At 67.4% G+C, this 25,786-nt stretch carries 25 protein-coding genes and 1 tRNA gene; 7 read left to right on the top strand and 19 right to left on the bottom strand.

Features of this window, described 5'->3' with window-relative positions; all coding sequences use genetic code 11:
* Positions 1-9: 9 nt before the first annotated feature.
* The 8 genes from pdhA to tpiA form a co-directional block, all read right to left on the bottom strand.
* The gene (pdhA, locus tag DK368_RS00670) at positions 10-1,023 is read right to left on the bottom strand and encodes a pyruvate dehydrogenase (acetyl-transferring) E1 component subunit alpha (protein ID WP_114391624.1); all 1,014 of its coding nucleotides are present in this window, start codon (positions 1,021-1,023) and stop codon (positions 10-12) included.
* A gap of 203 nt (positions 1,024-1,226) precedes the next feature.
* A complete protein-coding gene (locus DK368_RS00665; RefSeq protein ID WP_338045683.1) occupies positions 1,227-1,607 on the bottom strand; it encodes an FtsB family cell division protein in 381 nt (126 codons plus the stop codon).
* 162 nt (positions 1,608-1,769) lie between these two features.
* The gene (eno, locus tag DK368_RS00660) at positions 1,770-3,050 is read right to left on the bottom strand and encodes a phosphopyruvate hydratase (RefSeq protein ID WP_114391623.1); all 1,281 of its coding nucleotides are present in this window, start codon (positions 3,048-3,050) and stop codon (positions 1,770-1,772) included.
* A 159-nt stretch (positions 3,051-3,209) separates the two neighbouring features.
* Complete coding sequence (locus DK368_RS00655) at positions 3,210-3,833, bottom strand: lysophospholipid acyltransferase family protein (protein ID WP_114391622.1); 624 nt, start codon at positions 3,831-3,833, stop codon at positions 3,210-3,212.
* A 143-nt stretch (positions 3,834-3,976) separates the two neighbouring features.
* Positions 3,977-4,813, bottom strand: coding sequence for a 3-deoxy-8-phosphooctulonate synthase (kdsA, locus tag DK368_RS00650; RefSeq protein ID WP_114391621.1), 837 nt, complete (start codon positions 4,811-4,813; stop codon positions 3,977-3,979).
* 105 nt (positions 4,814-4,918) lie between these two features.
* Positions 4,919-6,547 (bottom strand): CTP synthase, encoded by a 1,629-nt coding sequence (locus DK368_RS00645; RefSeq protein ID WP_114391620.1) that lies wholly within the window; start codon positions 6,545-6,547, stop codon positions 4,919-4,921.
* Between the two features lie 147 nt (positions 6,548-6,694).
* Positions 6,695-7,048, bottom strand: a complete 354-nt coding sequence (secG, locus tag DK368_RS00640) for a preprotein translocase subunit SecG (RefSeq protein WP_114391619.1) — start codon at positions 7,046-7,048, stop codon at positions 6,695-6,697.
* Positions 7,049-7,190: 142 nt separating this feature from the next.
* Positions 7,191-7,946 carry a triose-phosphate isomerase gene (gene tpiA, locus DK368_RS00635; RefSeq protein ID WP_114391618.1) on the bottom strand — a complete coding sequence of 252 codons (756 nt, stop codon included), beginning with the start codon at positions 7,944-7,946 and terminating at the stop codon, positions 7,191-7,193.
* A gap of 248 nt (positions 7,947-8,194) precedes the next feature.
* Here tpiA and DK368_RS00630 point away from each other — a divergent pair, with 248 nt between their 5' ends.
* The 6 genes from DK368_RS00630 (at position 8,195) to DK368_RS00605 (ending at position 15,419) form a co-directional block, all read left to right on the top strand.
* On the top strand, positions 8,195-10,075 hold the full coding sequence (locus DK368_RS00630) for a peptidylprolyl isomerase (RefSeq protein WP_114391617.1): 1,881 nt from the start codon (positions 8,195-8,197) through the stop codon (positions 10,073-10,075).
* A 5-nt stretch (positions 10,076-10,080) separates the two neighbouring features.
* On the top strand, positions 10,081-11,595 hold the full coding sequence (gene trpE, locus DK368_RS00625; protein ID WP_114391616.1) for an anthranilate synthase component I: 1,515 nt from the start codon (positions 10,081-10,083) through the stop codon (positions 11,593-11,595).
* Between the two features lie 244 nt (positions 11,596-11,839).
* Positions 11,840-12,580, top strand: coding sequence for an SRPBCC domain-containing protein (locus tag DK368_RS00620; RefSeq protein ID WP_114391615.1), 741 nt, complete (start codon positions 11,840-11,842; stop codon positions 12,578-12,580).
* 121 nt (positions 12,581-12,701) lie between these two features.
* The gene (locus tag DK368_RS00615) at positions 12,702-13,034 is read left to right on the top strand and encodes an XdhC family protein (protein WP_114391614.1); all 333 of its coding nucleotides are present in this window, start codon (positions 12,702-12,704) and stop codon (positions 13,032-13,034) included.
* Positions 13,031-13,738: an XdhC family protein gene (locus DK368_RS00610; protein ID WP_114391613.1), complete on the top strand. Its 708-nt coding sequence runs from the start codon at positions 13,031-13,033 to the stop codon at positions 13,736-13,738. Before DK368_RS00615 ends, DK368_RS00610 begins: the two co-directional genes overlap by 4 nt.
* Position 13,739: 1 nt before the next feature.
* Positions 13,740-15,419: an NTP transferase domain-containing protein gene (locus DK368_RS00605; RefSeq protein ID WP_114391612.1), complete on the top strand. Its 1,680-nt coding sequence runs from the start codon at positions 13,740-13,742 to the stop codon at positions 15,417-15,419.
* Here the strand turns inward: DK368_RS00605 and DK368_RS00600 are convergent.
* Both DK368_RS00600 and DK368_RS00595 read right to left on the bottom strand, forming a co-directional pair.
* Entirely contained in the window at positions 15,331-16,197 is an 867-nt protein-coding gene (locus DK368_RS00600; protein WP_114391611.1) for an alpha/beta hydrolase, read from the bottom strand. The genes DK368_RS00605 and DK368_RS00600 overlap by 89 nt on opposite strands.
* A 66-nt stretch (positions 16,198-16,263) precedes the next feature.
* Positions 16,264-18,087: an ABC transporter ATP-binding protein gene (locus DK368_RS00595; RefSeq protein WP_114391610.1), complete on the bottom strand. Its 1,824-nt coding sequence runs from the start codon at positions 18,085-18,087 to the stop codon at positions 16,264-16,266.
* 165 nt (positions 18,088-18,252) lie between these two features.
* Here DK368_RS00595 and DK368_RS00590 point away from each other — a divergent pair, with 165 nt between their 5' ends.
* On the top strand, positions 18,253-18,744 hold the full coding sequence (locus DK368_RS00590; protein WP_240002274.1) for an RT0821/Lpp0805 family surface protein: 492 nt from the start codon (positions 18,253-18,255) through the stop codon (positions 18,742-18,744).
* 1 nt (position 18,745) lies between these two features.
* On the opposite strand, the gene DK368_RS00585 is transcribed toward DK368_RS00590, so the two are convergent.
* From DK368_RS00585 to coaD, 9 genes are all read right to left on the bottom strand, one after another.
* A complete protein-coding gene (locus DK368_RS00585) occupies positions 18,746-19,945 on the bottom strand; it encodes a PP2C family protein-serine/threonine phosphatase (RefSeq protein WP_114391609.1) in 1,200 nt (399 codons plus the stop codon).
* A complete protein-coding gene (locus DK368_RS00580; RefSeq protein ID WP_155524431.1) occupies positions 19,942-20,589 on the bottom strand; it encodes an ATP-binding protein in 648 nt (215 codons plus the stop codon). Before DK368_RS00580 ends, DK368_RS00585 begins: the two co-directional genes overlap by 4 nt.
* A gap of 65 nt (positions 20,590-20,654) precedes the next feature.
* Positions 20,655-20,963: an STAS domain-containing protein gene (locus DK368_RS00575; protein WP_240002273.1), complete on the bottom strand. Its 309-nt coding sequence runs from the start codon at positions 20,961-20,963 to the stop codon at positions 20,655-20,657.
* A gap of 14 nt (positions 20,964-20,977) precedes the next feature.
* Entirely contained in the window at positions 20,978-21,781 is an 804-nt protein-coding gene (locus DK368_RS00570; RefSeq protein ID WP_240002272.1) for a protein phosphatase CheZ, read from the bottom strand.
* A gap of 453 nt (positions 21,782-22,234) precedes the next feature.
* On the bottom strand, positions 22,235-22,420 hold the full coding sequence (locus DK368_RS00565; RefSeq protein WP_155524430.1) for a hypothetical protein: 186 nt from the start codon (positions 22,418-22,420) through the stop codon (positions 22,235-22,237).
* Between the two features lie 276 nt (positions 22,421-22,696).
* Complete coding sequence (locus DK368_RS00560) at positions 22,697-24,379, bottom strand: methyl-accepting chemotaxis protein (RefSeq protein ID WP_114391605.1); 1,683 nt, start codon at positions 24,377-24,379, stop codon at positions 22,697-22,699.
* A 213-nt stretch (positions 24,380-24,592) separates the two neighbouring features.
* Entirely contained in the window at positions 24,593-24,862 is a 270-nt protein-coding gene (locus DK368_RS00555; RefSeq protein ID WP_114391604.1) for a hypothetical protein, read from the bottom strand.
* A gap of 221 nt (positions 24,863-25,083) precedes the next feature.
* Positions 25,084-25,159 (bottom strand) — tRNA-Lys (locus DK368_RS00550).
* 98 nt (positions 25,160-25,257) lie between these two features.
* Positions 25,258-25,764 carry a pantetheine-phosphate adenylyltransferase gene (gene coaD, locus DK368_RS00545; protein ID WP_114391603.1) on the bottom strand — a complete coding sequence of 169 codons (507 nt, stop codon included), beginning with the start codon at positions 25,762-25,764 and terminating at the stop codon, positions 25,258-25,260.
* Positions 25,765-25,786: the final 22 nt, after the last annotated feature.

The raw sequence follows: 25,786 nt of genomic DNA, 5'->3' as shown, positions 1-25,786 counted from the left end.
CGGCAGGCGTCAGGATTCGACCAGCACGTCCGTCCACAGCTCGGACGGATCGGGCTCGGGGCTCTGGGTGGCGAATTCGGCCGCCTCGGTGACGATGTCCTTGACCTCGCGGTCAACGACCTTCAACGCCTCCTCGTCGGCGATGCCCTGCTCCAGCAGCAGCTTCTTGAGGTTGTCGATGGGGTCGCTCTCCGACCGCATCTTGTTGACCTCTTCCTTGGTCCGGTACTTGGCCGGGTCCGACATGGAGTGGCCGCGGTAGCGGTAGGTCTTCATCTCCAGGATGACCGGACCGTTGCCGTCGCGGATATGCTCCACCGCCTCCAGTGCCGCGGCGCGCACGTCAAGGACGTCCATGCCGTTGACCTGGCGGCCGGGGATGCCGTAGGCGCTGCCGCGCTGGTACAGTTCACCGGCCGAGGACCGCGCCTGGGCCGTGCCCATGGCGTACTTGTTGTTCTCGATGATGAACAGCACCGGCAGCTTCCAGAGCGCGGCCATGTTGAAGGTCTCGTAGACCTGGCCCTGGTTCACGGCGCCGTCGCCGAAATAGCAGGCATTGAAGCCGCCATCCTTGCTGTACTTGTGGGCGAAGCCCAGGCCGGCGCCGATCGGCACCTGGGCGCCGACGATACCATGGCCGCCATAGAACTTCTTCTCGCGGCTGAACATGTGCATCGAGCCGCCCTTGCCCTTGGAGTAGCCCCCACGGCGGCCGGTCAGCTCGGCCATGACGCCCTTGGCGTCCATGCCACAGGCCAGCATGTGGCCGTGGTCGCGATAGCTGGTGATAACGCTGTCACGGCTGTCCATGGCGGACTGCACGCCGACGACCACGGCTTCCTGGCCGATATAGAGATGGCAGAAGCCACCGATCAGACCCATGCCGTACATCTGTCCCGCCTTCTCCTCGAAGCGGCGGATCAGCAGCATCTCACGGTAGTAACGAATGAGCTCGTCGGAGCTCGGCAGAGTCGGGGCTTCAGGGGCCGCGGACTTGGCGCGGCGCTTCGGAATGGCCACAGGCTCCTCCCAAGGTGAGGCATGCCAGGATCGGCATGAACACGCTGCATGCGCGATAATGCGCTGCGATGTCGTGCGCTAGACCTACAGCCGCCCCAGGGGCTTTGCAAGGAGTGTGCAGTGCAACATACTGTTTTTGCAGCGAAATTTCAGATTAACCTATTTCCGGTTAACTATTGCGTTTTCAGCGACTTATCGACGCCTCACCGGCCGCTGGCCGGGGCGCCCTGCGTTCCAAGCGGGGCCGCCCTGCCCGGAAGGAAGACCACCAGCTCGTCCGGGTGCGATTTGTTCAGCACCACGCGGGCCCGTTCTTCCAGCATGTCGAGATCAAGATTGTCCGGCCGCAGCAGACGGGTGCGATGCTCCATCTCTTCGCGCTCGGCCCGGATCTTGGCCAGCACCTGCTCCGCATCGGCAACTTCACCCTGCAGGTGCGTGAGCGCCATCAGCCCGCGATCCCCCTGCACCGTGTGATAGGCGAAGTAGGCGACCACGGACATGCCCAGCACCGGCCCCACGATCTGGCGGAGCAGCCGGCCGGTGAAGGTGCGTATGGTGAAGGCGCTGAACATGGGGGGCATGGAATCACGCGTCTCAGAGTCGGGTCAAAGGAAAAGTGTTCCCCCCGACAAAGATCACGCGCACGATACTTGCGGCGTTAAGAAAAGAGGGCGGCCCGCCGGGACCGCCCTCAACATCTTGGGGTAAACCCCCACTAATGCCCCCAATGGGGCACAAAACCATCAGGCGTGCTTGATCGCCCGGCGGCCGGGGAACAGGCGGGCGGCCCCCAGCTGCTCCTCGATGCGAATCAACTGGTTGTACTTGGCGATCCGGTCGGAGCGCGACAGCGAGCCGGTCTTGATCTGACCGCAGTTGGTGGCCACCGCCAGATCGGCGATGGTGCTGTCCTCGGTCTCGCCCGAGCGGTGCGACAGAACGGCGGTGTAGCCGGCGTTCTGGGCGATGCGGACGGCTTCCAGCGTCTCGGTCAGGGTACCGATCTGGTTGACCTTGACCAGGATGGAGTTGGCCACGCCCTTGGCGATGCCGTCGGACAGACGGACCGGGTTGGTGACGAACAGATCATCGCCGACCAACTGGCACTTGCTGCCGATGGCGTCGGTCAGAGTCTTCCAGCCCTGCCAGTCATCCTCGGCCATGCCGTCCTCGACGGAGACGATGGGATAGCGGCCGATCAGGTCGGCCCAGTACTGGACCATGGCGTCGGAGTCCAGCACCTTGCCTTCACCGGCCAGATTGTACTTGCCGTCCTTGAAGAACTCGGTGGAGGCGGCATCCAGGGCCAGCAGCACGTCCTCGCCCGGGGTGTAGCCGGCGCCCTCGACGGCCTTCATGATGAAGTCCAGGGCTTCGGTGGTGGACTTCAGGTTCGGGGCGAAGCCGCCCTCGTCGCCGACGGCGGTGTTGTGGCCGGCATCGTGCAGCTTCTTCTTCAGGGTGTGGAAGATCTCCGCACCCATGCGGATGGCGTCGGCGCAGGTCTCGGCGCCCACCGGCATCACCATGAATTCCTGGATGTCGATGGGATTGTCGGCATGGGCGCCGCCGTTGATGATGTTCATCATCGGCACCGGCAGGATGCGGGCATTGGCACCGCCGACATAGCGGTACAGCGGCAGATCCAGCTCGTCGGCGCTGGCCTTGGCCACAGCCAGGGAGACGCCGAGGATGGCATTGGCGCCCAGGCGGCCCTTGTTCGGGGTGCCGTCCAGCTCGATCATGGCGGCGTCCAGGGCCACCTGCTCGGTGGACTCCAGACCGGTCAGGGCATCGGCGATTTCGCCGTTGACGGCCTCGACGGCCTTCAGCACGCCCTTGCCACCGAAGCGGCTCTTGTCGCCGTCGCGCAGCTCGACGGCCTCATGGGCGCCGGTGGACGCGCCCGACGGAACGGCCGCGCGGCCGAAGGCGCCGCTTTCGAGCCGAACCTCGACCTCGACGGTGGGATTGCCGCGGCTGTCCAGGATTTCCCGGGCATGGATGTCGATAATGGCGGACATTGGCGCTCTTCCTCTTTGGCAGGCCTCTGGGTGGGAAGCTGTAAGCTACCGGATAGCCTTGTCGCATGTCAGCGGCAAGTATCGAAGCAGATACATCGCCGCGGACGGCGTTCCCTGCAGCGCTATCATTAACCCAAAAGAGGTTAATCCGTCAGCGCGTCATTCAGCCGCCCGGGGGAGTTCCTTCACCGTAATCGGGCGGTCGATGGTGCGCCGGGCGCCCCGGGTGCCCAGATAGAAGCGGTTCAGCCGCTCGAGGTCGGCGGCGAGGTCCGGCGTGGGCACGAAACTCTCACCGAACCGGATTCGGCGGGTGCCATAGTCCAGGGCGCAGGGCAGCACCGGAACCTGGGCCTGAAGGCCGATATGCCAGAAGCCGCTCTTCCAGTGGGCGCCGGGCGTGCGGCTGCCTTCGGCGGCGATGGCCATGGTCAGCTGCGGCATCGTCCTGAAGGCCTGGATGCACTCGCCCACGATCCCGTGGGCGGCGCGGCGGTCGACCGGAATGACGCCGCACCAGCGCATGAACGGCCCCAAGGGCCCCTTCAGCAGCGTGTGCTTGCCCATGATCGACATGCGGATGCCAAGCGCCAGGATGCCGCCCATGACCACTAGGAAATCCCAGTTGGAACTGTGCGGCGCACCGATGCAGATGAATCGGGGCACGTCCGGCACCTCCCCCTCGAAGCGCCAGCCGCCGAGGCGCAGGATGGTCCGCCCGATCCAGCGGGACAGGGCATTTCCCCGCCGCGGAACGGCGGAACCGATCTTGGGGACATTCACCGGAGAGTTCCCATCTCAAAAGCTGCCATGGCAAAACGCGTCCCGCATGAACGGGACGCGCCTGTCGGTATCACGCCTCAGCTTGGCAAGACGCCGCACAAAGGGCGACCTGACCGGAGGGTCAGGTCATAAATGACGGACCATCAGAGCGCCAGCGGGGACGCCTTGGCAATACGGTCCAGGGCCACAAGGGTGGACAGAACCGACTCCATCGCGCGCAGCGGCACCATGTTGGGGCCGTCGCTGGGGGCCTTGTCCGGGTCCTGGTGCGTCTCCATGAACACCGCCGCCACGCCGATGGCCACGGCGGCGCGGGCCAGAACCGGCACGAATTCGCGCTGGCCGCCGCTGCTGCTGCCCTGCCCGCCCGGCTGCTGCACGCTGTGGGTGGCGTCGAACACCACTGGATAGCCGGTCTGGGCCATGATCGGCAGCGAGCGCATGTCGCTGACCAGCGTGTTGTAGCCGAAGCTGGCCCCACGCTCGCACAGCAGGATGTTCTCGTTCCCGGTGCTGGCGATCTTGGCCGCCACGTTCTTCATGTCCCAGGGGGCCAGGAACTGGCCCTTCTTGACATTGACCGGCCGCCCGGTCTCACCGGCGGCCAGCAGCAGATCGGTCTGCCGGCAGAGGAAGGCCGGGATCTGCAGCACATCCACGGCCGCGGCCACAGGCGCGCACTGCTCGGCCGTATGCACATCGGTCAGCACGGGGCAGCCGAAGGTCTCGCGGATCTCGGCCAGGATCGGCAGCGACTTGTCCATGCCCAGGCCCCGCTGCGCCGAAACCGACGTGCGGTTGGCCTTGTCGAAGCTGGTCTTGTAGATCAGCCCGATGCCCAGCCGGCGCGTCAGCTCGACCAGGGCCGACGACATCTCCAGCGCATGCTGGCGTGATTCCAGCTGGCACGGCCCGGCGATCAGCACGAAGGGCTTGTCATTGGCGATGGACAGCGGTCCGACGGTGACGGTGCGGGGCATGGATGGCTTTCCTCAGACCCTGTGGCGGCATGATCCGGACGACAGCGTCGGCCGTGACGCAAAACAGACCGGGGGAGCCTGTGCTCCCCCGGCGGATGACCTGTCTCAGACCAGCCGGCTCTGCTCGATGGCGGCGCGGATGAAGCTGGTGAACAGCGGGTGCGGCTCGAACGGCTTGGACTTCAGCTCGGGATGGAACTGCACGCCGATGAACCAGGGATGCCCGGGCACCTCGACGATCTCCGGCAGCACGCCATCGGGCGACAGGCCGGAGAATTTCAGCCCCACCGTCTCCAGCTTCTGGCGGAAGTTGATGTTGACCTCGTAGCGGTGGCGGTGCCGCTCCTGGATCTCGTCACTGCCATAGATCTCCCGCACCTTGGTGCCGGGCAGCAGATGGCAGCTGTAGGCCCCCAGGCGCATGGTGCCGCCCAGATCGCCGCCGGCTTCGCGCTTCTCCATCTGGTTGCCGCGCACCCATTCGGTCATCAGGCCGACCACGGCCGGATCGGGATTGCCGAACTCGCTGGAACCGGCGTGATCCAGCCCGGCCAGATGGCGCGAGGCTTCGATCACCGCCATCTGCATGCCGAAGCAGATGCCGAAATAGGGGATGTTGTGGGTGCGGGCGAACTCGGCCGCCTTGATCTTGCCCTCGGTCCCGCGCTCACCGAATCCGCCCGGCACCAGGATGCCATGCACCCCCTCCAGCCGGTGGACGGCGCCATCGGTCTCGAAGATCTCGGCGTCGAGCCAGTCCAGCTTGACCTTGACGTTGTTGGCGATGCCGCCATGGGTCAGCGCCTCGCCCAGCGACTTGTAGGCGTCCAGCAGGCTGGTGTACTTGCCGACCACGGCGATGGTGACCTCGCCTTCCGGGTTGCGCACCCGGCGGACGATCTCCTCCCAGCGGCCCAGATCCGGCTCGCCGGTGACCGGCAGGCCGAAATACTTCAGCACTTCGCTGTCGAAGCCCTGCTCGTGATAGCTGATCGGCACCTGATAGATGGTGTCCACGTCCAGGGCGGAAATGACCCGCTCCTTGGCCACGTTGCAGAACAGGGCGATCTTGCGCTTCTCGTTCTCGGGAATCGGGCGGTCGGCGCGGCACAGCAGCATCTGCGGCTGGATGCCCACCGACAGCAGTTCCTTCACGGAATGCTGGGTCGGCTTGGTCTTCAGCTCACCGGCGGCCGGAATGTAGGGCAGCAGGGTGACGTGGCAGAACAGCGCCCGCTCCGGCCCGACATCGTTGCCGAACTGGCGGATGGCCTCCAGGAACGGCAGCGATTCGATATCGCCGACGGTGCCGCCCACCTCGCACAGGCAGAAATCCTCGTCCGTCAGGTCGGCGGCGATGAATTCCTTGATGGCGTCGGTGATGTGCGGGATCACCTGGACCGTGGCGCCGAGATAGTCGCCGCGGCGTTCCTTGGCGATGACGTTGGAATAGATGCGGCCGGTGGTGATGTTGTCCGACTTGCGCGTCGGCACGCCGGTGAAGCGCTCGTAATGGCCCAGATCCAGGTCGGTCTCGGCCCCGTCGTCGGTGACATAGACCTCGCCGTGCTGATACGGGCTCATGGTGCCCGGATCGACGTTGAGATAGGGGTCCAGCTTGCGCAGGCGGACCTTGAAGCCGCGGGCCTGCAGCAGGGCACCGAGCGCTGCCGAAGCCAGTCCCTTGCCCAGGGACGAAACCACGCCGCCGGTGATGAAGATGAAGCGCGTCATGGAACCCTACCCTACGTCATGCCCTATGGATTGGGCCAGTCGGCCCATTGCAGAGAACCTATGCTCTAAACCGGTTGCTCAAGCCCTAACGGAAAGAGGCGGCTGAAAACGCCGCCTCTCCCCCGAAGACGATGGGACCTGGGCGGTTTACTGACCGACGGGAACCGACGGCTGGGCCGGCGTGGCCGGCGGCGCATCGGTGGTCGGGGCGGCCGCACCCGGAGCGGCCGGCGCCGTGGCCGGAACGGTCTGGTCGAACACCGATGAGGCGGTGCGGCCATGGCTGGCCATGATCGCCAGGATCAGACTGGTGCAGAAGAACAGGCCGGCCAGGATCGCCGTGGTGCGGGTCAGAAGGTTGGCGCTGCCGCGGGCGGTCATCAGACCGCCCATGGTGCCGCCGCCCAGACCCAGGCCACCCCCTTCGGATTTCTGGATCAGCACGACGCCAACCAGGGCGGCGGCGATCAGCAGGTGGATGACCAGAAGCACTGTCTCCATGGCACTCGTTCCTATGCCTGTCCGTCAAAGCGAAAATCGGTCAAACCAAAAAACATCGCGCCGGCCACCTTTCCAGGCAACCGGCGGGACGTTGTCACGTCGTTCGCGCGGCCGGTTGTTTAACCCGTCGGCCGTCGGTGCGCTAGCGGCAACTTGCGGCGATGGCCCAAAAGTCGTCCGCCTTGAGGCTGGCGCCACCGACCAGCGCCCCGTCGACATCGGCCAGGGCCATGATCTCGACGGCGTTGGAGGGCTTCACCGAACCGCCATACAAAATGCGCACCGCGTCGGAATTTGCAACGAGCCCACGCAGGTGGGACCGGATCTTGGCGTGCATGGCCGCTATGTCGGCCGTGGTCGGGGTCCGGCCGGTGCCGATGGCCCAGACCGGCTCATAGGCGATGACGGTGTTCTCCGCCGTCGCGTCGGCCGGGATCGAGCCGGTCAGCTGCTCGGCGACCACATCCTCGGCGCGGCCGCCATCGCGCTCGGCTTCCGTCTCACCGACGCAGATGACGGCGGTCAGGCCGGCACGCAGGGCGGCGGCGGCCTTGGCCTTGACCACGGAATCGGTCTCGTCATGGTCCTGCCGGCGCTCGGAATGGCCGACGATGACGGCGGTGCAGCCCAGATCGGCCAGCATCTCCGGGGCGATGTCGCCGGTGTGGGCCCCCTTGACGGCGGTGTGGCAGTCCTGGCCGCCGACGGCCAGCGGCGACCCCTTCACCACGTCGGCCACCGGCGCGATCAGGGTGGCCGGCGGGCAGACCAGCATGTCGAACGGCACCGTTCCGGCCGCGGCCAGCCGCTGGGCCAGATCCGCCGCCAGGGCGACGCCATCGCTGCGGTGCCCATTCATTTTCCAGTTGCCTGCGATCAGGTAACGACGGCCGGCCATGGTTGATCTCTCCTCTCAGATGGATGGTCAAAGGATCCGTTGCGGATCCGGGTATTGAGAACCGGGATCAGAACCGCGGGCGGCGCTGCCGCCCCCATGCCCCCTGTAGCAGCCCACCACCGCAATTTCCATGGGGCACCCAGGCTTGCTCCCTGGGGATGCGGTCACTATGATGCCGCGCTTTCCGGAAACCGCCGGAAAGGCCCGCGCGCTCCTGCGCCTTTTCTGAAAAGTGCGTTGCCGATTCCATGCTCCAGTCCCTCCGCAGCACCGCCGGCTCCTGGGTCGTCAAGATCCTGTTCCTCGTCCTGATCGTCAGCTTCGCGATCTGGGGCATCGGTGACATTACCCGCGGCGTCCAAGGGGGCGTAGCGGAAGTCGGCAGCGTCAAACTGACGCCCCAGGATCTCGACCGCGAGTTCCGGTCCGAAATGAACCGGCTGCGCCGCATGCTCGGGCCGGACTTCACCGAGGCCCAGGCCCGGCAGCTCGGTCTGGTCGACCGTGCGCTGGAGCAGATGATCCAGCGTACGCTGATCTCGCTGGCCGCCAAGGATCTGGGCGTGCGCATCCCCGATGCGCAGGTCGTGGCCGAGGCCCGGACCTTCCCGGCGTTCCAGAACGGGCTCGGCCAGTTCGACGTCAATGTCATGCGCGCGGTTCTGGCCCAGAACGGGCTGACCGAGCAGACCTTCGTCGAGCAGATGCGCGAGGACCTGTCCCGCAATCTCATTGCCGGCGCCGTCACCAACGGCACGGCGACGCCGCTGCCGCTGGCCCAGGCCCTGTACCGCTACCGCAACGAAAAGCGGGTGTTCGACATCGTCGCGGTTCCGGCCGCGTCCATGCCGGCGCCGGCCGCCCCGGATGAGGCGGCGCTGATCCAGTTCCATCAGGACAAGGCCGTGCGCTACACCCTGCCGGAATACCGCACCGTGCAGGTGGCCACACTGACGGCGGACGATCTGCTGCCGGGTGTGTCGGTGACGGACGAGGAACTGCACCAGGCCTATGACGCCCGCAGCAGCGAGTTCGTGACCAAGGAACACCGCACCCTGGTCCAGGCCGTATTCCCGGACGAGGCCGCCGCCACCAAGGCCGCCGATGCGGTCAAGGGCGGCAAGACCATCGATGCCGCGGCCAAGGCCGCCAAGATCGACGCCGCCCCGCTGGAGGGCGTGACCCGTGAGGATCTGCCCGCGGAGTTGCAGGAGCCGGTGTTCGCCGCGGCCCAGGGCGGGCTGGTCGGCCCGGTCAAGACTGATTTCGGCTGGCATGTGGTGACCGTGACCGGCATCAGCCCCGGCGGGGAGCAGAGCTTCGAGCAGGTCAAGGACATGCTGGCCCAGCAGCTGCGCCGCGAGAAGGCCACCGACCAGCTGTTCGATGTGGCCAACAAGATGGACGAGGCCATTGCCGCCGGCACCCCGCTGGCCGATGTGTCCAAGGAGTTCGGCGCCAAGTCGCTGCGGCTGGAGAAGGTGGATGCCCAGGGCCGCACTGCCGCTGGAACCCCGGTCCAGGGCGTGGACCAGCCGGTGATCGAGACGGCCTTCTCGCTCCAGGAAGGCCAGACCAGCCCCATGACCGAATCGGCCAGTGGCCAGGGCTATTACGTCGTGCATGTGGACGAGGTGCAGCCGGCGGCGCTGAGCCCGCTGGACAGCGTGCGCGCCAAGGTGCTGGCCGACTGGACCGCCGAACAGCGCCAGCAGGCGGCCAAGGCCAAGGCGGAGGAGATCGCCGCCGCCATCCGTGGCGGCACGACCCCCGCGGACGCGGCCAAGGCCGTGCCCGGCGCCACCCTGTCGCGGACCGAACCGCTGCTGCGCAGCGCCGGCCGCAACAATGCCGTGCTGCCGCCCGCCACGCTGGAGGAACTGTTCGCCGCCGCCCCCGGCGCCGTGGCCGTGGGTGACATGCCCACAGGTCAGATCGTCGCCCGTCTGATCGAGGTCGTGGCCGCCGATCCCGCCGCCGATGCCGCCGGCGTCGAGCAGATCCGCACTACCACCAGCGAGACCATCGCCGGCGACCTGCTGGCCGAATATGTGGACGGGCTGCGGGCGCGCTATGGCGTGAAGATCAACCGCACCCTGATCGACAGCATGTATCGCACGCAGGAGTAAGTTCCGTGCGCAGCTTCCCGGACGACGCCGCCTTCACCGCACGCTATCAGGCGGGGCAGCCGCAGGTGGTGTGGACGCGGCTGGTCAGCGACCTGGACACCCCCGTTTCGGCCATGCTGAAGCTGGGGAGCGGACGGCCGAACAGCTTTCTTCTGGAGTCGGTGACCGGCGGATCGGTACGTGGTCGCTATTCGCTGATCGGGCTGAAGCCGGATCTAATCTGGCGCTGCCGCGGGTCCCAGGCCGAGATCAACCGCAGCGCCGCCACGGACCCGGACAGCTTCCAGCAGCAGCCGGGCCATCCGCTCCAGGTGCTCGGGGCGTTGCTGGACGAATCGCGGATCGATCTGCCCGACGGGCTGCCGCCCATGTCGGCAGGCCTGTTCGGCTATCTCGGCTATGACATGGTCCGGCTGATGGAAGCACTGCCGGACAGCAATCCAGACCAGCTCAATCTGGACGACGCCATCCTGATCCGGCCGACGATCATGGCGATCTTCGACGGGATCGAGAATGTGGTGACCATCGTCACCCCGGTGCGCCCGTCGCCGGACCTGTCCGCCGAAACGGCTCTGGCCGCCGCCAGACAGCGCCTGGCCGAGACCCTGGCCGATCTGGAGGCGCCGGTGCCGGCCGCCATGCAGACGACCCTGGATGTGGCGCCACTGCCGCCACCGGAATCGAACACCAGCCGCGCCGAGTATCACCGCCTGGTGGAGCGGGCCAAGGAGTACATCCGTGCCGGCGACATCTTCCAGGTGGTGCCGAGCCAGCGTTTCTCCGTGCCCTTCACGCTGCCGCCCTTCGCGCTGTACCGGGCGCTGCGGCGGCTGAATCCTTCGCCTTTCCTGTTCTTCCTGGATTTCGGACATCTGGCCGTGGTCGGCTCCAGCCCCGAGATCCTGGTGCGTCTGCGCGACAACACGGTCACCATCCGGCCCATCGCCGGCACCCGCAAGCGCGGCAAGGATGCGGCCGAGGACAAGGAACTGGCCACAGACCTGCTGTCTGATCCCAAGGAACTGGCCGAGCATCTCATGCTGCTGGACCTGGGCCGCAACGATGTGGGGCGCGTGGCCCAGACCGGCACCGTCACGGTGACGGAGAAATTCACCATCGAGTATTACAGCCACGTCATGCACATCGTCTCCAACGTGGAGGGGCGGGTCGATCCGAGCTTCACCGCCATCGACGCGCTGGTGGCGGGTTTCCCGGCCGGGACCGTCTCGGGTGCGCCGAAGATCCGCGCCTTGGAGATCATCGACGAGCTGGAAAAGACCCGGCGCGGCATCTATGGCGGCTGTATCGGCTATTTCGCCGCAAACGGCACCATGGATACCTGTATCGCCCTGCGCACCGCCGTGGTGAAGGACGGCACCATGCATGTCCAGGCCGGTGGCGGCGTGGTCGCCGACAGCGACCCGGAGGCCGAGTATCAGGAGACGGTGAACAAGGCCAAGGCCCTGTTCAAAGCCGCCGAAGAGGCCGTGCGCTTCGCCCAGGAGCGGAGCAGTCCCTAACGGAGCGCTCCCCGCGGGGAGCGCAGCCGGTCCTGACAACGGCGCTGTCGCTGCACCGGACATGGCACGGCAGGGTTGAAGCGCCCTGCCCCGGCCAATCCAGATCAAAGCGCGTGCATCCGTTCCCGTCCAAACTGTTATCCGGTGTCCCGACATCCGAAACGGTGGTGGCGCTGTTTCGTTGTCTGGCGTCGCCGCGGTGCGGAGGCTGCCCGCGGCCAACGAAAAGACTGGAGGAACAGCTATGACCATGTCCGGCGCCTATCGCATCGCCGCCCCGCAGGAGCGTGTCTGGGCAGCGCTGCACGACCCCGAGATCCTGCGCCACGCCATTCCCGGCTGCCTCTCCGTTCGCCGCCTGTCATCGGTCGAACTGGCCCTGACCGTGCTGCCGCCTGACCAGGGGGAGCACCCGTTCCGCGGACGGCTGGTGCTGTCCGACCCGGTGCCGCTCAGCCGCTGCACGATCACGCTGTTGAATGATACCGATGGGGCCGCGGCCATGCTGGCCCGCATCGCCATCCAGTTGGCGGCCGATGGCGCGGACTCCACCCGTCTGTCCTACCAGGCCGATCCGGCCGCCATCCTGGACGATGTCCCCGGCCTCTGCCATGGGCTGGCGGATACCGTCGGCGCCAATCTCGGCGCCCTTCTGGCGCCGGGCGCGGGGGCCGGGGCAGCCGACGACGATGTGGACGGGGCGGCAACCGAACTGCTGGTGAAGACGGCGGAGGAGATGGAGGCGCGGCCGGAGGTTCCCTCCTCCGCCATGCCGGATTTCGCCTCGGTGCCGCTGGCCGGACGCCCCGATCTGGCCGGGACCAGGGCTGCGGACATGGCTCGGCTGGCCGAACCGCATCACCGGCTGGAGGAGGACGAAGCACCGGTGGCTGCGCCCGAAGGCGGCGGCCTGGGTCCGCTCGGCTGGGTCAGCCTGATCGTCGTGGTGCTGCTGGTCATGGTGCTGCTGACCACGCTGGGCTGATGCTCCCTTGTGGCGGCGGGCGGATCGCCTACATCTTCGCAGGTTCGATCCGGGCGACGGCAGCCTGCGACCGCCCCACGGTCCGCCCCGCACCATGATTCTCCCGCCTCCTGGAGACGGCATGAGCCTTTTATCGGCCGACAGCGCCACAGTTCTTGAGCAAGCCGCAATCTGGCTGGCCGAAGGCCGGCCGGTGGCCCTGGCCAGCGTCATCGCCACCTGGGGCTCGTCGCCCCGCCCTGTCGGCAGCCTGATGGCCATCGCCGCCGACGGGGCCATGGCGGGGTCCGTGTCGGGCGGCTGCATCGAGGGCGCCGTCGTGTACGAGGCGCAGGCGGTGCTGGCGGATGGCGAGCCGCGCCTGCTGCGCTTCGGCATCAGCAACGACCGGGCGTGGGAGGTGGGGCTGGCCTGCGGCGGACAGGTGGAGATCTATGTGGAGCCGGTGCGATGAAACGGCGCCTGTTCGAGGCCGTGCGCCGGGCACAGGCGGACAAGCGCCCGGTGGCCCTGGTCACCGATCTGGGGACCGGCCTGCAGACCCTGGTCCATGCCGATGCCCAGGAGGGCGACGTCGCCCTGGAGGAGGAATTCCTGCCGCAGGTGCGCGAGGCCATGCGGCTGGACCGCAGCGGCATCGTCGAATTCTATGACGGGCGTTTCTTCATCACCGTGCTGAACCCGCCGCTGCGGCTGATCCTGGTGGGCGCTGTCCACATCGCCCAATCGCTGGCGCCCATGGCGGTGCTGGCCGGCTATGATGTCACCGTGGTCGATCCGCGCCGGGCCTTTGCCAGCGATGCGCGCTTTCCCGACATCGCCCTGAACCATGACTGGCCGGACGAAGCGCTGGCGGCCCTGAAGCCCGACGCGCGCACGGCCGTGGTGGCCCTGACCCATGATCCCAAGCTGGACGATCCGGCCCTGGTCGCCGCCCTGGCCGGCCCGTCCTTCTATGTTGGGGCCCTGGGCAGCCGCAGGACCCATGCCCAGCGGCGGGAGCGATTGGCCGCCGCCGGTATCGACGACAGCGCCTTCGCCCGCATCCATGGGCCGGTCGGGCTGGATCTGGGGGCCGTCACCCCGGCCGAGATCGCCCTGTCGATCCTGGCGCAGATGGTTCAGGTGCTGCGCGGCGGCCCCAAGGTGGGGACCTGAGATGCGATTCGGCCCCGTGCCCGTGGCGGAAGCAATGGGCGCCATCCTTGTGCATTCGCTGGACCGGCCCGCCTTGCGCAAGGGCCGGGTGCTGTCGCCGGCCGATGTGGCGGCGCTGCGGGCCGCCGGCGTCACCACAGTCACCGTGGCGCGGCTGGAACCGGGGGATGTGGGCGAGGACGAGGCCGCCCGCCGCATCGCCGCCCTGCTGGCCGGTCCCGGCCTGACTGCGGCGGCCGCCTTCACCGGGCGCGTCAATTTCTACGCGGCGCGGGACGGCCTGCTGGATCTGGACCGGGAGCGGATCGATGCCCTGAACCGGCTGGACGAGTCCGTCACCGTCGCCACCCTGCCCCCCTTTGCCCCGGTCAAGGCGGGCCAGATGGCGGCCACGGTCAAGATCATCCCCTTCTCAGTTCCTGTCGAGATCATTTCGGCGGCGGAACTAATGATCGGGGCGCCACCGCTGCGCGTGGCCGGCTGGCGTGGCTGCCGCGCCGGGCTGGTGCAGACGCTGTTGCCCGGCCTGAAGAGCAGCGTGCAGGAGAAGGCGGTCAGCGTCACGGCGCGGCGCCTCGCCGCCGTCGGCGCCAGCCTAGTGGCGGAGCGGCGGGTGCCCCACAGCGCCGACGCCGTCGCAGCGGCACTGGCGGCGTTGCGCGACGCGGGATGCGATCTGCTGCTGGTCATCGGCGCCTCGGCCATCACCGACCGGCGCGACGTGCTGCCGGCGGGGCTGGCCGCGGCCGGCGGCGACATCCTGCACTTCGGCATGCCGGTGGACCCCGGCAATCTGCTGCTGCTGGGCCGATTAGGTGAACTGCCGGTACTGGGCCTGCCCGGCTGCGCCCGCTCGCCGACGCTCAACGGGGTGGACTGGGTCCTGCAAAGGCTGGCCGCCGGCCTGCCGGTCGGCCGGGCCGAACTGACGGCCATGGGCGTCGGCGGGCTTCTGGCCGAAATCCCGGACCGGCCGCAGCCGCGGGCGGAGGTCGCAGCCCGCTTCCCCCGGATCGCCGCGCTGGTCCTGGCCGCCGGCCACTCCCGCCGGCTGGGCCGCAACAAGCTGCTGGAACCGCTGGACGGACGGCCCTTGCTGACCCATGCCGTCGATGCGGCCCTGACGTCGCAGGCGGCCGCGGTCCTGGTGGTCACCGGCCATGAGGCCGCCGATGTGCGCGCCGCCCTGGGATCGCGGCCGGTGCGGCTGGTGCAGGCCGAGGATCATGCCGCCGGGATGAGCGCCTCGCTGAAAGCCGGTCTGGCCGCACTGCCGCCGGACATGGACGGCGTCCTGGTGCTTCTGGGCGACATGCCCCTGGTCGGGGCGCCGGTGCTGGACCGGCTGATCGCCGCCTGGTCGCCGGCCGAAGGGCGCTCCATCTGCGTGCCCACCCATGACGGGCACCGCGGCAATCCGGTGCTGTGGGACCGCCGCTATGTCGCGGAGATGCTGGCGCTGGAGGGCGATGCCGGCGCGCGCGCCCTGCTGCACGCCCATGCGGACGCCGTCTGCGAGGTTGCGATGGCAGAGGATGGCATCCTGTTGGACGCCGATACGCCGGCGGCGCTGGCCCTGCTGGCCCACCGCGTCAGCGCGGCACCAGCGCCCGCCCCCGGCCGGTCCGCGGCTGCTCCAGCGTCGGCGGCGGCACCGGCACCGGCTTGCCCAGCCGGTTGAGGAAGCCCAGGACCGCCTCCAGCGCGCCATGGGCCACCATGTCGGTGTGGCCGGCCTGGGCCAGCCAGACGGCCTGCTTGGGCTGGCTGGCGGCGGCGAAGACGGCGCGTCCCAACCGCACCGGCACCATCCGGTCCCTCTCCCCATGCAGCAGCAGCAGCGGAACCTGGATGCCGCCCACGGCGGACAACAGGTCGAAGCGGTCGCGCAGCAACAGGGCCACGGGGAACAGGGGCAGCAGGCGGCGCACCACCTCGGCCAACCGGGTGAAGGGTGTTTCCAGGATCACGGCGCCCACACGCCGTTCCGATGCCATCTGCACAGCCACGGCACAGCCCAGACTTTCCCCGTACAGCACCAGCCGGCGCCCCGACACACCCTGCCCCACCAGGAAGTCCAGGGCCGCCCGCGCGTCGGCATAAAGCCCCTTTTCGCTGGGCCAGCCGGGATTGCCGGCATAGCCGCGATATCCCGCCAGCAGCACACCGAATCCGGCCTGCTGCAGCACCCGCGCCCTGCCCTCACGCAGGCCCAGATGCCCGCCACTGCCATGGAACAGCACCACGGTCGGCCGGTCGGCGGCTGCCGGTGCGTACCAGCCATCGATGCCCAACCCGTCCGCCGTGGTGACGGTCACCACCCGGAACTGCGGCAGCCGCCAGTCGCCGGGAACCTGGATGGTGCGGTCGGGCTGGAACACCATGTGGCGCTGGAACACGAACAGACCGAAGCCCGCCACAAGGTAGGCCACCACCGCGAACAGCAGGACTCCCAGCATCGGCCCCTCCTCCGGTTCCAGCGTACCGCCACTGCGCCGCTGCCCATCGACTGGACCCGGTGCGGACTACGGGGCGACGGCCTCCAGCCCCGCCTGCAAGGCATAAAAGCGGGCATAGGCCCCACCCCTGGCCAGCAGATCGGCATGGCTGCCGCTTTCCACCACCCGGCCCTGCTCCAGCACATGGATGCAGTCGGCATCGATGATGGTAGACAAACGGTGGGCGATGACCAAGGTGGTTCGTCCCTTCTGCAACCGCCGCAGCGCCTCCTGGATGGCCCGCTCGCTCTCGCTGTCCAGAGCCGAGGTCGCCTCGTCCAGCAGCAGGATGGGGGCGTTCTTCAGCATGGCCCGGGCGATGGCGACGCGCTGGCGCTGGCCACCCGACAGGCGCAGCCCGTTCTCGCCCACCTTGGTGTCATAGCCGTCGGGCAGGCCGATGATGAAGTCGTGCGCCGCGGCATCACGGGCGGCCTGGATGATCTCCGCCTCACTGGCGCCCGGCCGGCCATAGGCGATGTTGGCGCGGATGCTCTCGTCGAACAGGGCCGTCTCCTGGCTGACCAGGGCCATGTTGTCGCGCAGCGACGCCAGGGTGATGTCGCGCACGTCGATGCCGTCGATCAGCACGCGGCCGCCGGTGACATCGTAGAAGCGTGGAATCAGGTTCAGGACCGTGGACTTGCCGGCGCCGGACGACCCGACCAGTGCCACCGTGCGGCCCGGCGCGATTTCCAGATCGATGCCGTTGAGGGCGCCCTTGCCGCCGTCATAGCTGAAGCGGACCTGCTCGAAACGCACGCCATGATGGCGGCGCGGCAGCACCGTGGCGCCGGGCGCATCGACGATGGTCGGCTTGGTATCCAGCACCTCCAGCACGCGCTCGGCGGCAGCCAGCCCCGTCTGCAACTGGGCATTGAGCTTGCTCAACGCATTGACCGGCTGGTAGGCTAGCATGAAGGCGCCGATGAAGCTGACCAGCTCGCCGGCCGTGCTTTCCCCGGCGGAGATACGGTAGGCGCCATAGACGATGACACCGACCACGGCCATGCCGCTGAACAGCTCGTTCATCGGCAGCAGCGAGGCGGAGATACGGAAGCTCTTCACCGTCAGCTCGCGCAGGCGGGTGATGGTGCCGTTGACCCGCTGCTCCTCATGCGCCTCCATGCCATAGGCCTTGACGTGGCGGGCCCCCTGGAAGGTCTGGGTCAGCAGGGCCGACAGCAGCCCCATTTCCGCCTGGGTGCGCTTGGCCACACGGCGCAGGCGCCCACCCAACGAGCTCAGAACCCAGCCAGCGATGGGGAAGACGACGAAGGCGACGCAGGCCAGGACCCAATCCTGGATGAACATCACCGTCACCAGTGCCACCAGCGTCAGGGCATAGCGGATGAAGCCGGTCATGCAGTCGGACACGGCGATCCGCATCTGGTTCACGTCGTTGATGAGACGCGAGATCAGCGTGCCGGAGGCATGGCTCTGCAGATAGGCCATGTCGGAGCGCAGGATATGGCTGAACACCTGCTTCTGGATGCCGGCCACCACCTTCTGGCCCACGGTGTTGACGATGATCTGATGCAGATAGGCGCTGGCGCCGCGCAGGAGAAAAGCCAGGAAGACGAAGGTGGCGAAGGGGGCCAGCTGCGACAGGTTGCCGGGCTGGAAGATATCGTCCAGCAACCGCTCGAAGGCTTTGGCGATGCTGCCATTGGCAGCGGCCTCCGTCGCCATCAGCAACAGGGCCAGGCCGAGACGCCAGCGGTACGGTCCCAGATAGGCCGTCACCAGCCGGCGCAGCAACGTCCAGCTGCCCATCTCCTGCGGGGAATGGACGCCGGCGGTGTCGGTGCCGCGGCGCAGGGACGGCGGGAGGGACGGCGAAACGGACATGGCGGCGACAGGCTCGTGGCAGGACGGTCTGGAGAACACGGGGGAAGCAGGCAGGCTGCTTACCACAGATGGCCGCCCGACAGCAGGGAAGAAACCACGACCACAGGAACCTTGCCCTCCGGGACCGGTTGCCGGTGGACGGGAAGCAGGACAGGAGCGCGGAGCATGAACCGGGGCCGGATCATGGATCATCGTCGTGGCGGCATGGCCGCGGCCATCGCGGCCACACTGGTTCTCGGCGCCTGTGCGCAGGGCCAGGGGCCGTCGAACGAGACCATCGGCACCCTGGGTGGGGCCGCCGGCGGTGCGCTGCTGGGATCACAGTTCGGCGGCGGCTCGGGCAAGTTCGCCACCACCGCCCTGGGTGCCGTGCTGGGCGGTCTGGCCGGCCGGGCCGTGGCCAGCAGCATGAGCGATGCCGACCAGGAGCGGGCCAGCCGGGCCGAGGAAGCGGCCGTCAGCCGCAACGAGACCATCCGCTGGAACAATCCCGACAGCGGCAACAGCGGCAATGTCGAGCCGGTGCGGACCTATACCGACGCCGACGGCAATCTGTGCCGCGCCTATACCCATACCGTCTATATCGAGGGCAAGCCCGAGCAGGCCAGCGGCACCGCCTGCCGCCAGTCCGACGGGCGCTGGCATCTGATCGGCTGACTCAGGGGCGGTGGATGCAGATGATTGTCAGATCGTCGCTCAGCGGGCGCCGGGCCACGCCGTCAAAGGCCGCCAGGAGCCGCGGCAACGGCTCCGCCCCGCCCGTGAAGGCGTGGATGGCCAGGGGCATCAGCCCCTCTTCCCCGATCATGCCGCCGCTGCGCTGATCGATGGCTTCGGTCAGGGCATCGCTGTACAGCAGCAGGGATGCGCCCGGCCCGAAGGGCAGTTGGTCCACCGTCAGCAGCGGTGCCGAGGAGATGCCCAGCATCAGGCCGCTGGCGTCCAGCGGCGTGACCCGGCCATCGCTGTCGAGCAGCAGCGGACTCGGCGCACCGGCGGCCGCATAGCTCAGCGTGTTGGCGGCGGTGTCGATGACGCCATAGAAGCAGGTGGCGAACTGCCCGATCGGCAACAGATCCTTCAGGGGCTGGTTGAGCTGGGCCAGCCACACCCCCGGCTCATGGCCCTGCGGCGGCATCCGCTCGATCAGCGTATGGAAGCGGAAGGTGTTGATGGCGGCGGACACACCGTGGCCGGAGAAATCGGCGATCAGCACGCCCAGCTGGTGCGGCGACAGATCGAACAGCGTCCAGAAATCGCCCCCCAGTTCCTCGGAGGATTCGAAATGCCCGCTGAGGGCCAGTCCGTGCCGGGCCGCCAGGGCCTGCTGTGCCGCTGCGTCCGGGATCAGCGACATCTGCATGCCGCGGGCCAGGCGCAGATCGCTGGCCAGGCGCCGGTGAAACTGGCTCAAGCGGCGGACATAGAACTGCTTTTCCAAATGCAGACGGATACGCGCCATGCATTCGCCGGCATTCAACGGCTTGGAGATGATGTCGTTGGCCCCGGCCTCGAACGAGCGCATGCCGGCCGGATCGCTGGCCGCCGAGATCTGCATCAGCACCGGCAGGCCCGACCAGGCCGGCACCTCACGGATGCGCCGGCAGAATTCCAGCCCGTCCATCCGCGGCATGTCCACATCGGCGATGACGAGATCGGCATTGGTTTCACCCAGCAGGGCCAACCCCTGCTCGCCGTCCCCGGCCTCCAGCACCGTGCGGATGCCGACCCATTCCAGCAGCCGGCGCAGCATGGCCCGGCTGAACCGGCTGTCATCCACCACCAGCACCCGGCAATCCGCCAGCGGCACGTTCTCGACCGTCTCCGGTCGGGCGTCCGGCGGCAGGCCGGCGCTCATGGCCGGAACTCCAGACAGAGGCGGCGACCGCCATCCCGGTGGCTGACCCGCTCCGCCAGTTCGCGCATGATGGTCATGCCCCGGCCGGAATAGGTGGTGCCGCCGGTCGGTGCGGTTGGATCGAAGCCTTTGCCCTGGTCCTGGATGTCGATGGTCAGGCCGCCATCCGCCCGCCGCCCGACATCGATGACGACGCGGCGCGCCGCGAAGGGCATCAGGGTCAACTGGTAATAGACGGAGTCCAGCCGGTCGGCGAAGCCGCTGTCACCATCGGCGCAGCGTTGCAGCTCCAGATTGCCATGGGTGACGGCATTGACCACGGCCTCATGCAGGCAGAGTTCCACATCGACCTGACGGCCGGGGTGCAGCCAGCCACGCTCCACCAGGCCGGAACAGAGCGACATGGCCACGTTGATGCGAAAGGCCGATCCGCTGGCCAGCGACAGGCGCAGGCTCCCCGGCTCCGGCTCCGCACCGCCGAGCAGCGCCTGCACCTCCTCCAGGACCGGCACATCCATCAGCAGCCGCGCTCCGGCGGCGACGGCGCGGCTGACCCCCGTATCCGAAGCCGGATGCAGCAGGACGATCGCAGCCCCCTCGTCACTACCGATCGCGCAGCCCAGCCGGTCAGCCAAGGTCCGCACCACGGCAGGGTCGAGATCTGGCGCCCCGATCCGGGGCCTGTTGTCACCTGGGGCCGGCACGATGGTCAGGGGGCGATCTTGAACAGGGTGTGGAACTTGGCGATCTGCAGAATGCGGCGAACGGCGTCCTGGGCACCAAGCAACTGGATATCGACGCCTTTGGGCTGGGCCACATCGCGGGCGATCAGGAACATGCCCAGTCCGGAACTGTCGATGAACTCCAGCCCGCGCAGGTCGAAGATGCAGATGCCGCCATTCAGCCGCTCGATACTGTCCACCACCGCCCGGAACTTGTCGTGATCGATCAGGGTCATGCGTCCGGTCAGGGATATGTTGAGCCCCTGATCGGTGGACTGGACCGCGTAGTCCATCATGGTCTCCGTGACTGTCAGTCGAACAGGTTGTCGATGGCGGACTGGTCCAGCGGGGTGCGCGGTTGTTGCGCCGTCTCCTGCACCGGTATCTCCGCCTCGGCGCGGGCCGGGGCCGTGCCCGACAGCAGCGCGTCGACATCATCCTGGTTCACGCCGTCATTGCGCGGCCCGCTCAGCAGATGGGCATCGGGCCGCTGGTCGGCCTCCTCCCCATCGTCGGCCGCCCGCACGCCCTCCATGCTCCAGATGGTCAGCATGGCATTGACCCGCTGCTCCACATAGCGCAGGGCATTGATGACCTTGCTGGTGCGCTGTCCCGTCAGATCCTGGAAGGAACAGGCGGTGAAGATGTTGGTGACCTCATTGTCGATGACATCGCAGAGCGTGGCATCCGCCCCCTGGCGCCGCAGCTTCCCGGCCACGTCCAACAGTCTTTCCGCGGCCTGGAGGATATCGAAGGAGGCCCGCTCGGTGGTGCTGACAATGGCGTCCAATTCGCTGGAAGCGATCAGCAGACGGTTCGATCCGGCTTCCTTGGGCTGAAGCGCCGCGATCTCGCGCCGGGCCTGCTCGATGGAGGCTGCCATTTCCAGCAGTTCACGGCGCAGGGCTTCGACCCGGCCGGCGGCCTGGATCGTTTCGGTGTGCTGACGCAGCAGCTTGCGCAGATCCGCGGTGATGGTCCGCATCTGCGACTGTCCGACCTGGGCCGCGCGCCGGGCATGCTCCCGCAGGAACGCCAAGCCTTCGGGCGACAGGGCGATCTTGTCGTAGATCCTGCTGTAATCGGCTTCAGTGAGGCCGCTGGTCTTACCCATTTCGTGCACGGACTGGAACCCCATCGCATCACCGGACGGCTCACCGGCCCCTGCGGCCGCCTGTGCCCGGTCATTTCTCCATACCTACCACCAATGGCTTAGGCCTGCCAAACACTGTCCGCTCTACGCTTACGCAGTATCCGGCCGCGAAAACCAGCGATCACGAGTTAAACCATATCTGTCTTACCCGTGTTTTTAAGGATGCGTAAAAAACGCGCATTCGCTGACACCGCACAACAGTTCCGGTTCGCCTGGTTCTAGCCCTTACCGATGCTTCAGCGGGTCAGCAGCGCGCACAATGCAATTGGAAGCACCCCAGACAACCTGACTCCGTATCGAACCAGCCCGGTCTTCACTGTATCGGCCACTGTATCGGCATTACCGGCCATCCGCATCGCCCGGCTTTACCCTGCCGGGCGATGCCCACCCCGACACGTGCGGCCAGCAGGCCCGTCAGTGGCCAAGCAACTTCAACCGGATATCCAGCGACACGTTGTTCAGGTCGCGCAGGAAGGATTCCAACTGGATCTGCTCTTCCGGCGAGGCCTGGTTATAGACATGGGTCTGCCGGAACCCGGTGAGAAGGCCGCCGGGCTGTGCCTCCTCCCGCGCTGGCGCCTGGCTTCGTCTATTCGTCATGTCCACCGCCCCTGAATACCTGCCGGCAGTCTATAATTTGGGGTATAGCCCCTTGAACTACGCAAAAGGGTTAAGTGTCCCGGAGAGGAGAAGACAAGAGGGCGGCAGAGACGGACGCCATGAAGTCATCCAAACGGAATCCCCCTCCAAACTATTGATCCTGAAATTGATTTTTTGTTAACAGGACAATATGGAGCGCGGGGGCGCCAGTCCGTGCCCCGCGCTGGACTATCCGTAAGGTCAGCCCCGTCACGCCGGGCAGACCGTTTGCCGCCGTCAGGCGGCACGGATGGCAAGCAAGAAACGCTCGACATCACGTTTTAAAACTTCGGACTGCTGAGACAGTTCATTGGCGGCCGACAGCACCTGCCCGGCAGCGACACCGGCGTGGGCCGTGGCGTCCTTCACCTGGTCCACATTGCCCGACATTTCCCCGATGCCCGTGGCCACCTGGGCGATGTTGCGGCTGATCTCGCCGGTCGCTGCGCCCTGCTGCTCGATGGAGGCAGCGATACTGGCGGAGATCTGGTCGACCTCGGCAATGGTGCCGATGACGATGCCGATGGACTCGGATGTGTCGGCCGAGACCTTCTGCACCGTGGCCACATGGGTGCCGATCTCGTCCGTGGCCCTGGCCGTCTGCGTGGCCAATGTCTTGACCTCCGAGGCCACAACGGCGAACCCCTTTCCGGCCTCGCCCGCCCGCGCCGCCTCGATGGTGGCGTTCAGGGCCAGCAGATTGGTCTGGCTGGCGATGGCCTGGATCAGATCCATGATCTCGCCGATGCGGCCCACGGCTTCGGTCAGCCCTCCCACGATGATGTTGGTCTGGCGCCCATTGTCGGAGGCGCGCCGAGCCGTATCCTTGGCACGGGCAACCTCGCGGCTGATTTCGCCGACGCTGACGGCCAGTTCTTCGGTGGCGCCGGCAATGGTCTGCACATTGGCCGTGGTCTGTTCGGCCGCGCCGGACGCCGCGGTGGCCTGACGGCTGGTTTCCTCGGCAATGGCGCTCAGGCTCCGGGCCGTGGCATCCAGCTCTGCCGCGGCATTGGCGAAACTGTGCAGGGTTCCGCTCACCGCCCCGTCGAAGACCGCGATCAGCTGGTCGATCCGCGCGGCCCGTTCGGCCTTGGCCTGTTCCGCTGCCGCCTGGATGGCGCTCAAGCGCTCGACCTCGATCAAACCGAGTTTGAACTGCTCGACGGCGCGTGCCATGGCACCGATCTCGTCGCGGCGCGCCGTCCCCTCGACCACGGTCGTCAGTTCCCGACGCGACAGGCGCCGCATGATCTCGGTCAGGTGCCGGGTCGGCACGGCGATGGTGATGACCAGGATGGCGCCAGCTCCGATCGACAGGCCCGCGGCAATCACCAGCGCCAGTAGCGTGCCGATGCGCGCATGGTGGGTCGTCTCCTCGATGACCACACCGGCCGCCTGCCCGCTTTCGTCACTGGCATGGACCACCTGCTTCAGTGCGCCCACAGCGGCGTCGGTGGCACTGCGGCTGGCACCGTTGTAAAGGGCCATGGCGCCCGCCTGATCGCCGGCGCCCAGCCGGTCGTCGATCACCGTCGCCGTGGCCAGAACCTGAGCCCAGGCCTGGTCGAACTGCTCGATCAGGGGCCGTTCCGTGGTGATCAGCGCCTCGTAGGCGCGGCGCTGCTCGGCGATATGGGGCACCAGCGCCGCCATGGCGGCATGGCGTTCCGCTCTGGTCGCCGGATCGGTGGCCAGCAGCGTCGCCGCCTGATTCCGGCGGAAATCCAGCACATCCTCCAGCATCAGATTGCTGGTGATGACCGAGGGCAGACTCCGCAGCACGACCCTGTCGGCGGCATCGTTGATGGTACGCAGTTGCCACAGCGCGAACGCCCCCAGCCCCAGGGTCACCAGCATGACCAGGCCGAAAGCCAGAAAGATGCGGATACGAATCGGGAGATCGGAAAGGTGCGCCATCGCAAGGCCCCCACGGTTTCCCGCACAATAGTACGGTCAACCACAGGTTCATTTATCCAATGGGTGATCTAACCCTTTGGCTAGGCTCTTCCATAGGTGTCGGGTCCATAGGCGGCGGTGCGAACGAAGCCGGCCTGTCTCTCCCCTGTCTTCGGCTGTCTTCGGCTGTCTGCCCGCACCCGGCTTGGACGGGCTGCGGTGCCCATGGCCGTGTCAGCGGCCCGGCTCCGCCATGATAGAGGGTTCATGCCCCCCGCCGACCGCGGCAGCGACCATGGCGACGACGGCGACCCCGCCGGCACCAATGGCGGTCACCAGAATCGCCCAGCGCAGCAGACCGGCCAATTTGCGCACGGCCTGCTCGACACCGAACCAGGTCAGCATGCCCAGCACGAAGGCCGCCCGTCCGTCCATGGCGGCGGCCCGGTCGCTCATGGCGCCGATGACATCGACGGCACCGCTGACGAATCCGTGGAAATCCATGCTGCCTTATCCCGCCTGGTCCGGCCGCGCCGGCTGCCGCCGCATCTTGGCCGAGGCGCCGACGCAAGAAAAGCAACAACATGGGCGCCAACACACGGCCTGTGTCCCAGGAGCAAACACACCACCGGCCTCATGCATATTTGGCATGCATCCTGTTACCCCGGATGTTACCCCGCGGGTGCGCGGCTGTCGCCAGATGTTTGCTAACCCCTTGAGAAATTTGGTGATCCCGGTGGGATTCGAACCCACGGCCCCATGATTAAAAGTCACGTGCTCTACCGACTGAGCTACGGGATCACAGGCGCTGCCGCGCCGGGGTGGCGCGCACCATAGGGAGGTGCGGCGCCAAGGTCAACGCGGATGTGCGCCCCCGGCCTGCATCGGCGTCGGGCGGCCTATGCGGCGGCGAAGCGCGTCGCCAGTTCGCCGGCGACGCGGCGGCTGACGAACTGGCTGATGTCCCCGCCCAGACGGCCGATCTCCTTGACGAAGCGCGAGGAGATGAACTGGTGACGGTCGGACGCCATCAGGAAGATGGTGTCGATCTGCGGGTTCAGGCGGGCGTTCATGCCCGCCATCTGGAACTCGTACTCGAAATCCGACACGGCGCGCAGGCCCCGGACGATGACCTGGGCCCCGCATTCCTCGGCGAATTTCATCAGCAGATTGTCGAAAGGGCGCACCTCGACGCTGATACCCTGCTTGGTCAGGGCCGCCAGCTCTCCGGCCACCAGCTCGACCCGCTCCGCCGTGGTGAAAAGGGGTCCTTTGCCATCATTGCGGGCGACACCGATGATGAGGTGGTCGACCAGCCGTGCGGCCCGCTGGATGATGTCGAAATGGCCGTTGGTGATGGGATCGAAGGTCCCGGGATAGACACCAACCCGCCGAGGCGCACCCATACCACATTCCCTTTCCCAGTGC

This window comes from Oleisolibacter albus, assembly GCF_003336875.1.
GTDB lineage: Bacteria > Pseudomonadota > Alphaproteobacteria > Azospirillales > Azospirillaceae > Niveispirillum > Niveispirillum album.
This window is presented reverse-complemented; position numbering and strand designations above follow the sequence as displayed.

Bases quoted from the DNA above. Each gene is read 5' to 3' on its own strand.
- DK368_RS00585 (WP_114391609.1), bottom strand. From the start codon at position 19,945: ATGAGCGCCGGCCTGCCGCCGGACGCCCGACCGGAGACGGTCGAGAAC.
- DK368_RS00620 (WP_114391615.1), top strand. From the start codon at position 11,840: ATGACCATGTCCGGCGCCTATCGCATCGCCGCCCCGCAGGAGCGTGTC.
- DK368_RS00590 (WP_240002274.1), top strand. From the start codon at position 18,253: ATGAACCGGGGCCGGATCATGGATCATCGTCGTGGCGGCATGGCCGCG.
- kdsA (WP_114391621.1), bottom strand. From the start codon at position 4,813: ATGCCCCGCACCGTCACCGTCGGACCGCTGTCCATCGCCAATGACAAG.
- coaD (WP_114391603.1), bottom strand. From the start codon at position 25,764: ATGGGTGCGCCTCGGCGGGTTGGTGTCTATCCCGGGACCTTCGATCCC.
- DK368_RS00605 (WP_114391612.1), top strand. From the start codon at position 13,740: ATGCGATTCGGCCCCGTGCCCGTGGCGGAAGCAATGGGCGCCATCCTT.
- DK368_RS00575 (WP_240002273.1), bottom strand. From the start codon at position 20,963: ATGATGGACTACGCGGTCCAGTCCACCGATCAGGGGCTCAACATATCC.
- tpiA (WP_114391618.1), bottom strand. From the start codon at position 7,946: ATGGCCGGCCGTCGTTACCTGATCGCAGGCAACTGGAAAATGAATGGG.
- DK368_RS00565 (WP_155524430.1), bottom strand. From the start codon at position 22,420: ATGACGAATAGACGAAGCCAGGCGCCAGCGCGGGAGGAGGCACAGCCC.
- eno (WP_114391623.1), bottom strand. From the start codon at position 3,050: ATGTCCGCCATTATCGACATCCATGCCCGGGAAATCCTGGACAGCCGC.
- DK368_RS00595 (WP_114391610.1), bottom strand. From the start codon at position 18,087: ATGTCCGTTTCGCCGTCCCTCCCGCCGTCCCTGCGCCGCGGCACCGAC.
- DK368_RS00610 (WP_114391613.1), top strand. From the start codon at position 13,031: ATGAAACGGCGCCTGTTCGAGGCCGTGCGCCGGGCACAGGCGGACAAG.
- DK368_RS00555 (WP_114391604.1), bottom strand. From the start codon at position 24,862: ATGGATTTCCACGGATTCGTCAGCGGTGCCGTCGATGTCATCGGCGCC.
- DK368_RS00570 (WP_240002272.1), bottom strand. From the start codon at position 21,781: ATGGGTAAGACCAGCGGCCTCACTGAAGCCGATTACAGCAGGATCTAC.
- secG (WP_114391619.1), bottom strand. From the start codon at position 7,048: ATGGAGACAGTGCTTCTGGTCATCCACCTGCTGATCGCCGCCGCCCTG.
- DK368_RS00665 (WP_338045683.1), bottom strand. From the start codon at position 1,607: ATGCCCCCCATGTTCAGCGCCTTCACCATACGCACCTTCACCGGCCGG.
- DK368_RS00630 (WP_114391617.1), top strand. From the start codon at position 8,195: ATGCTCCAGTCCCTCCGCAGCACCGCCGGCTCCTGGGTCGTCAAGATC.
- DK368_RS00600 (WP_114391611.1), bottom strand. From the start codon at position 16,197: ATGCTGGGAGTCCTGCTGTTCGCGGTGGTGGCCTACCTTGTGGCGGGC.
- DK368_RS00560 (WP_114391605.1), bottom strand. From the start codon at position 24,379: ATGGCGCACCTTTCCGATCTCCCGATTCGTATCCGCATCTTTCTGGCT.
- DK368_RS00615 (WP_114391614.1), top strand. From the start codon at position 12,702: ATGAGCCTTTTATCGGCCGACAGCGCCACAGTTCTTGAGCAAGCCGCA.
- DK368_RS00645 (WP_114391620.1), bottom strand. From the start codon at position 6,547: ATGACGCGCTTCATCTTCATCACCGGCGGCGTGGTTTCGTCCCTGGGC.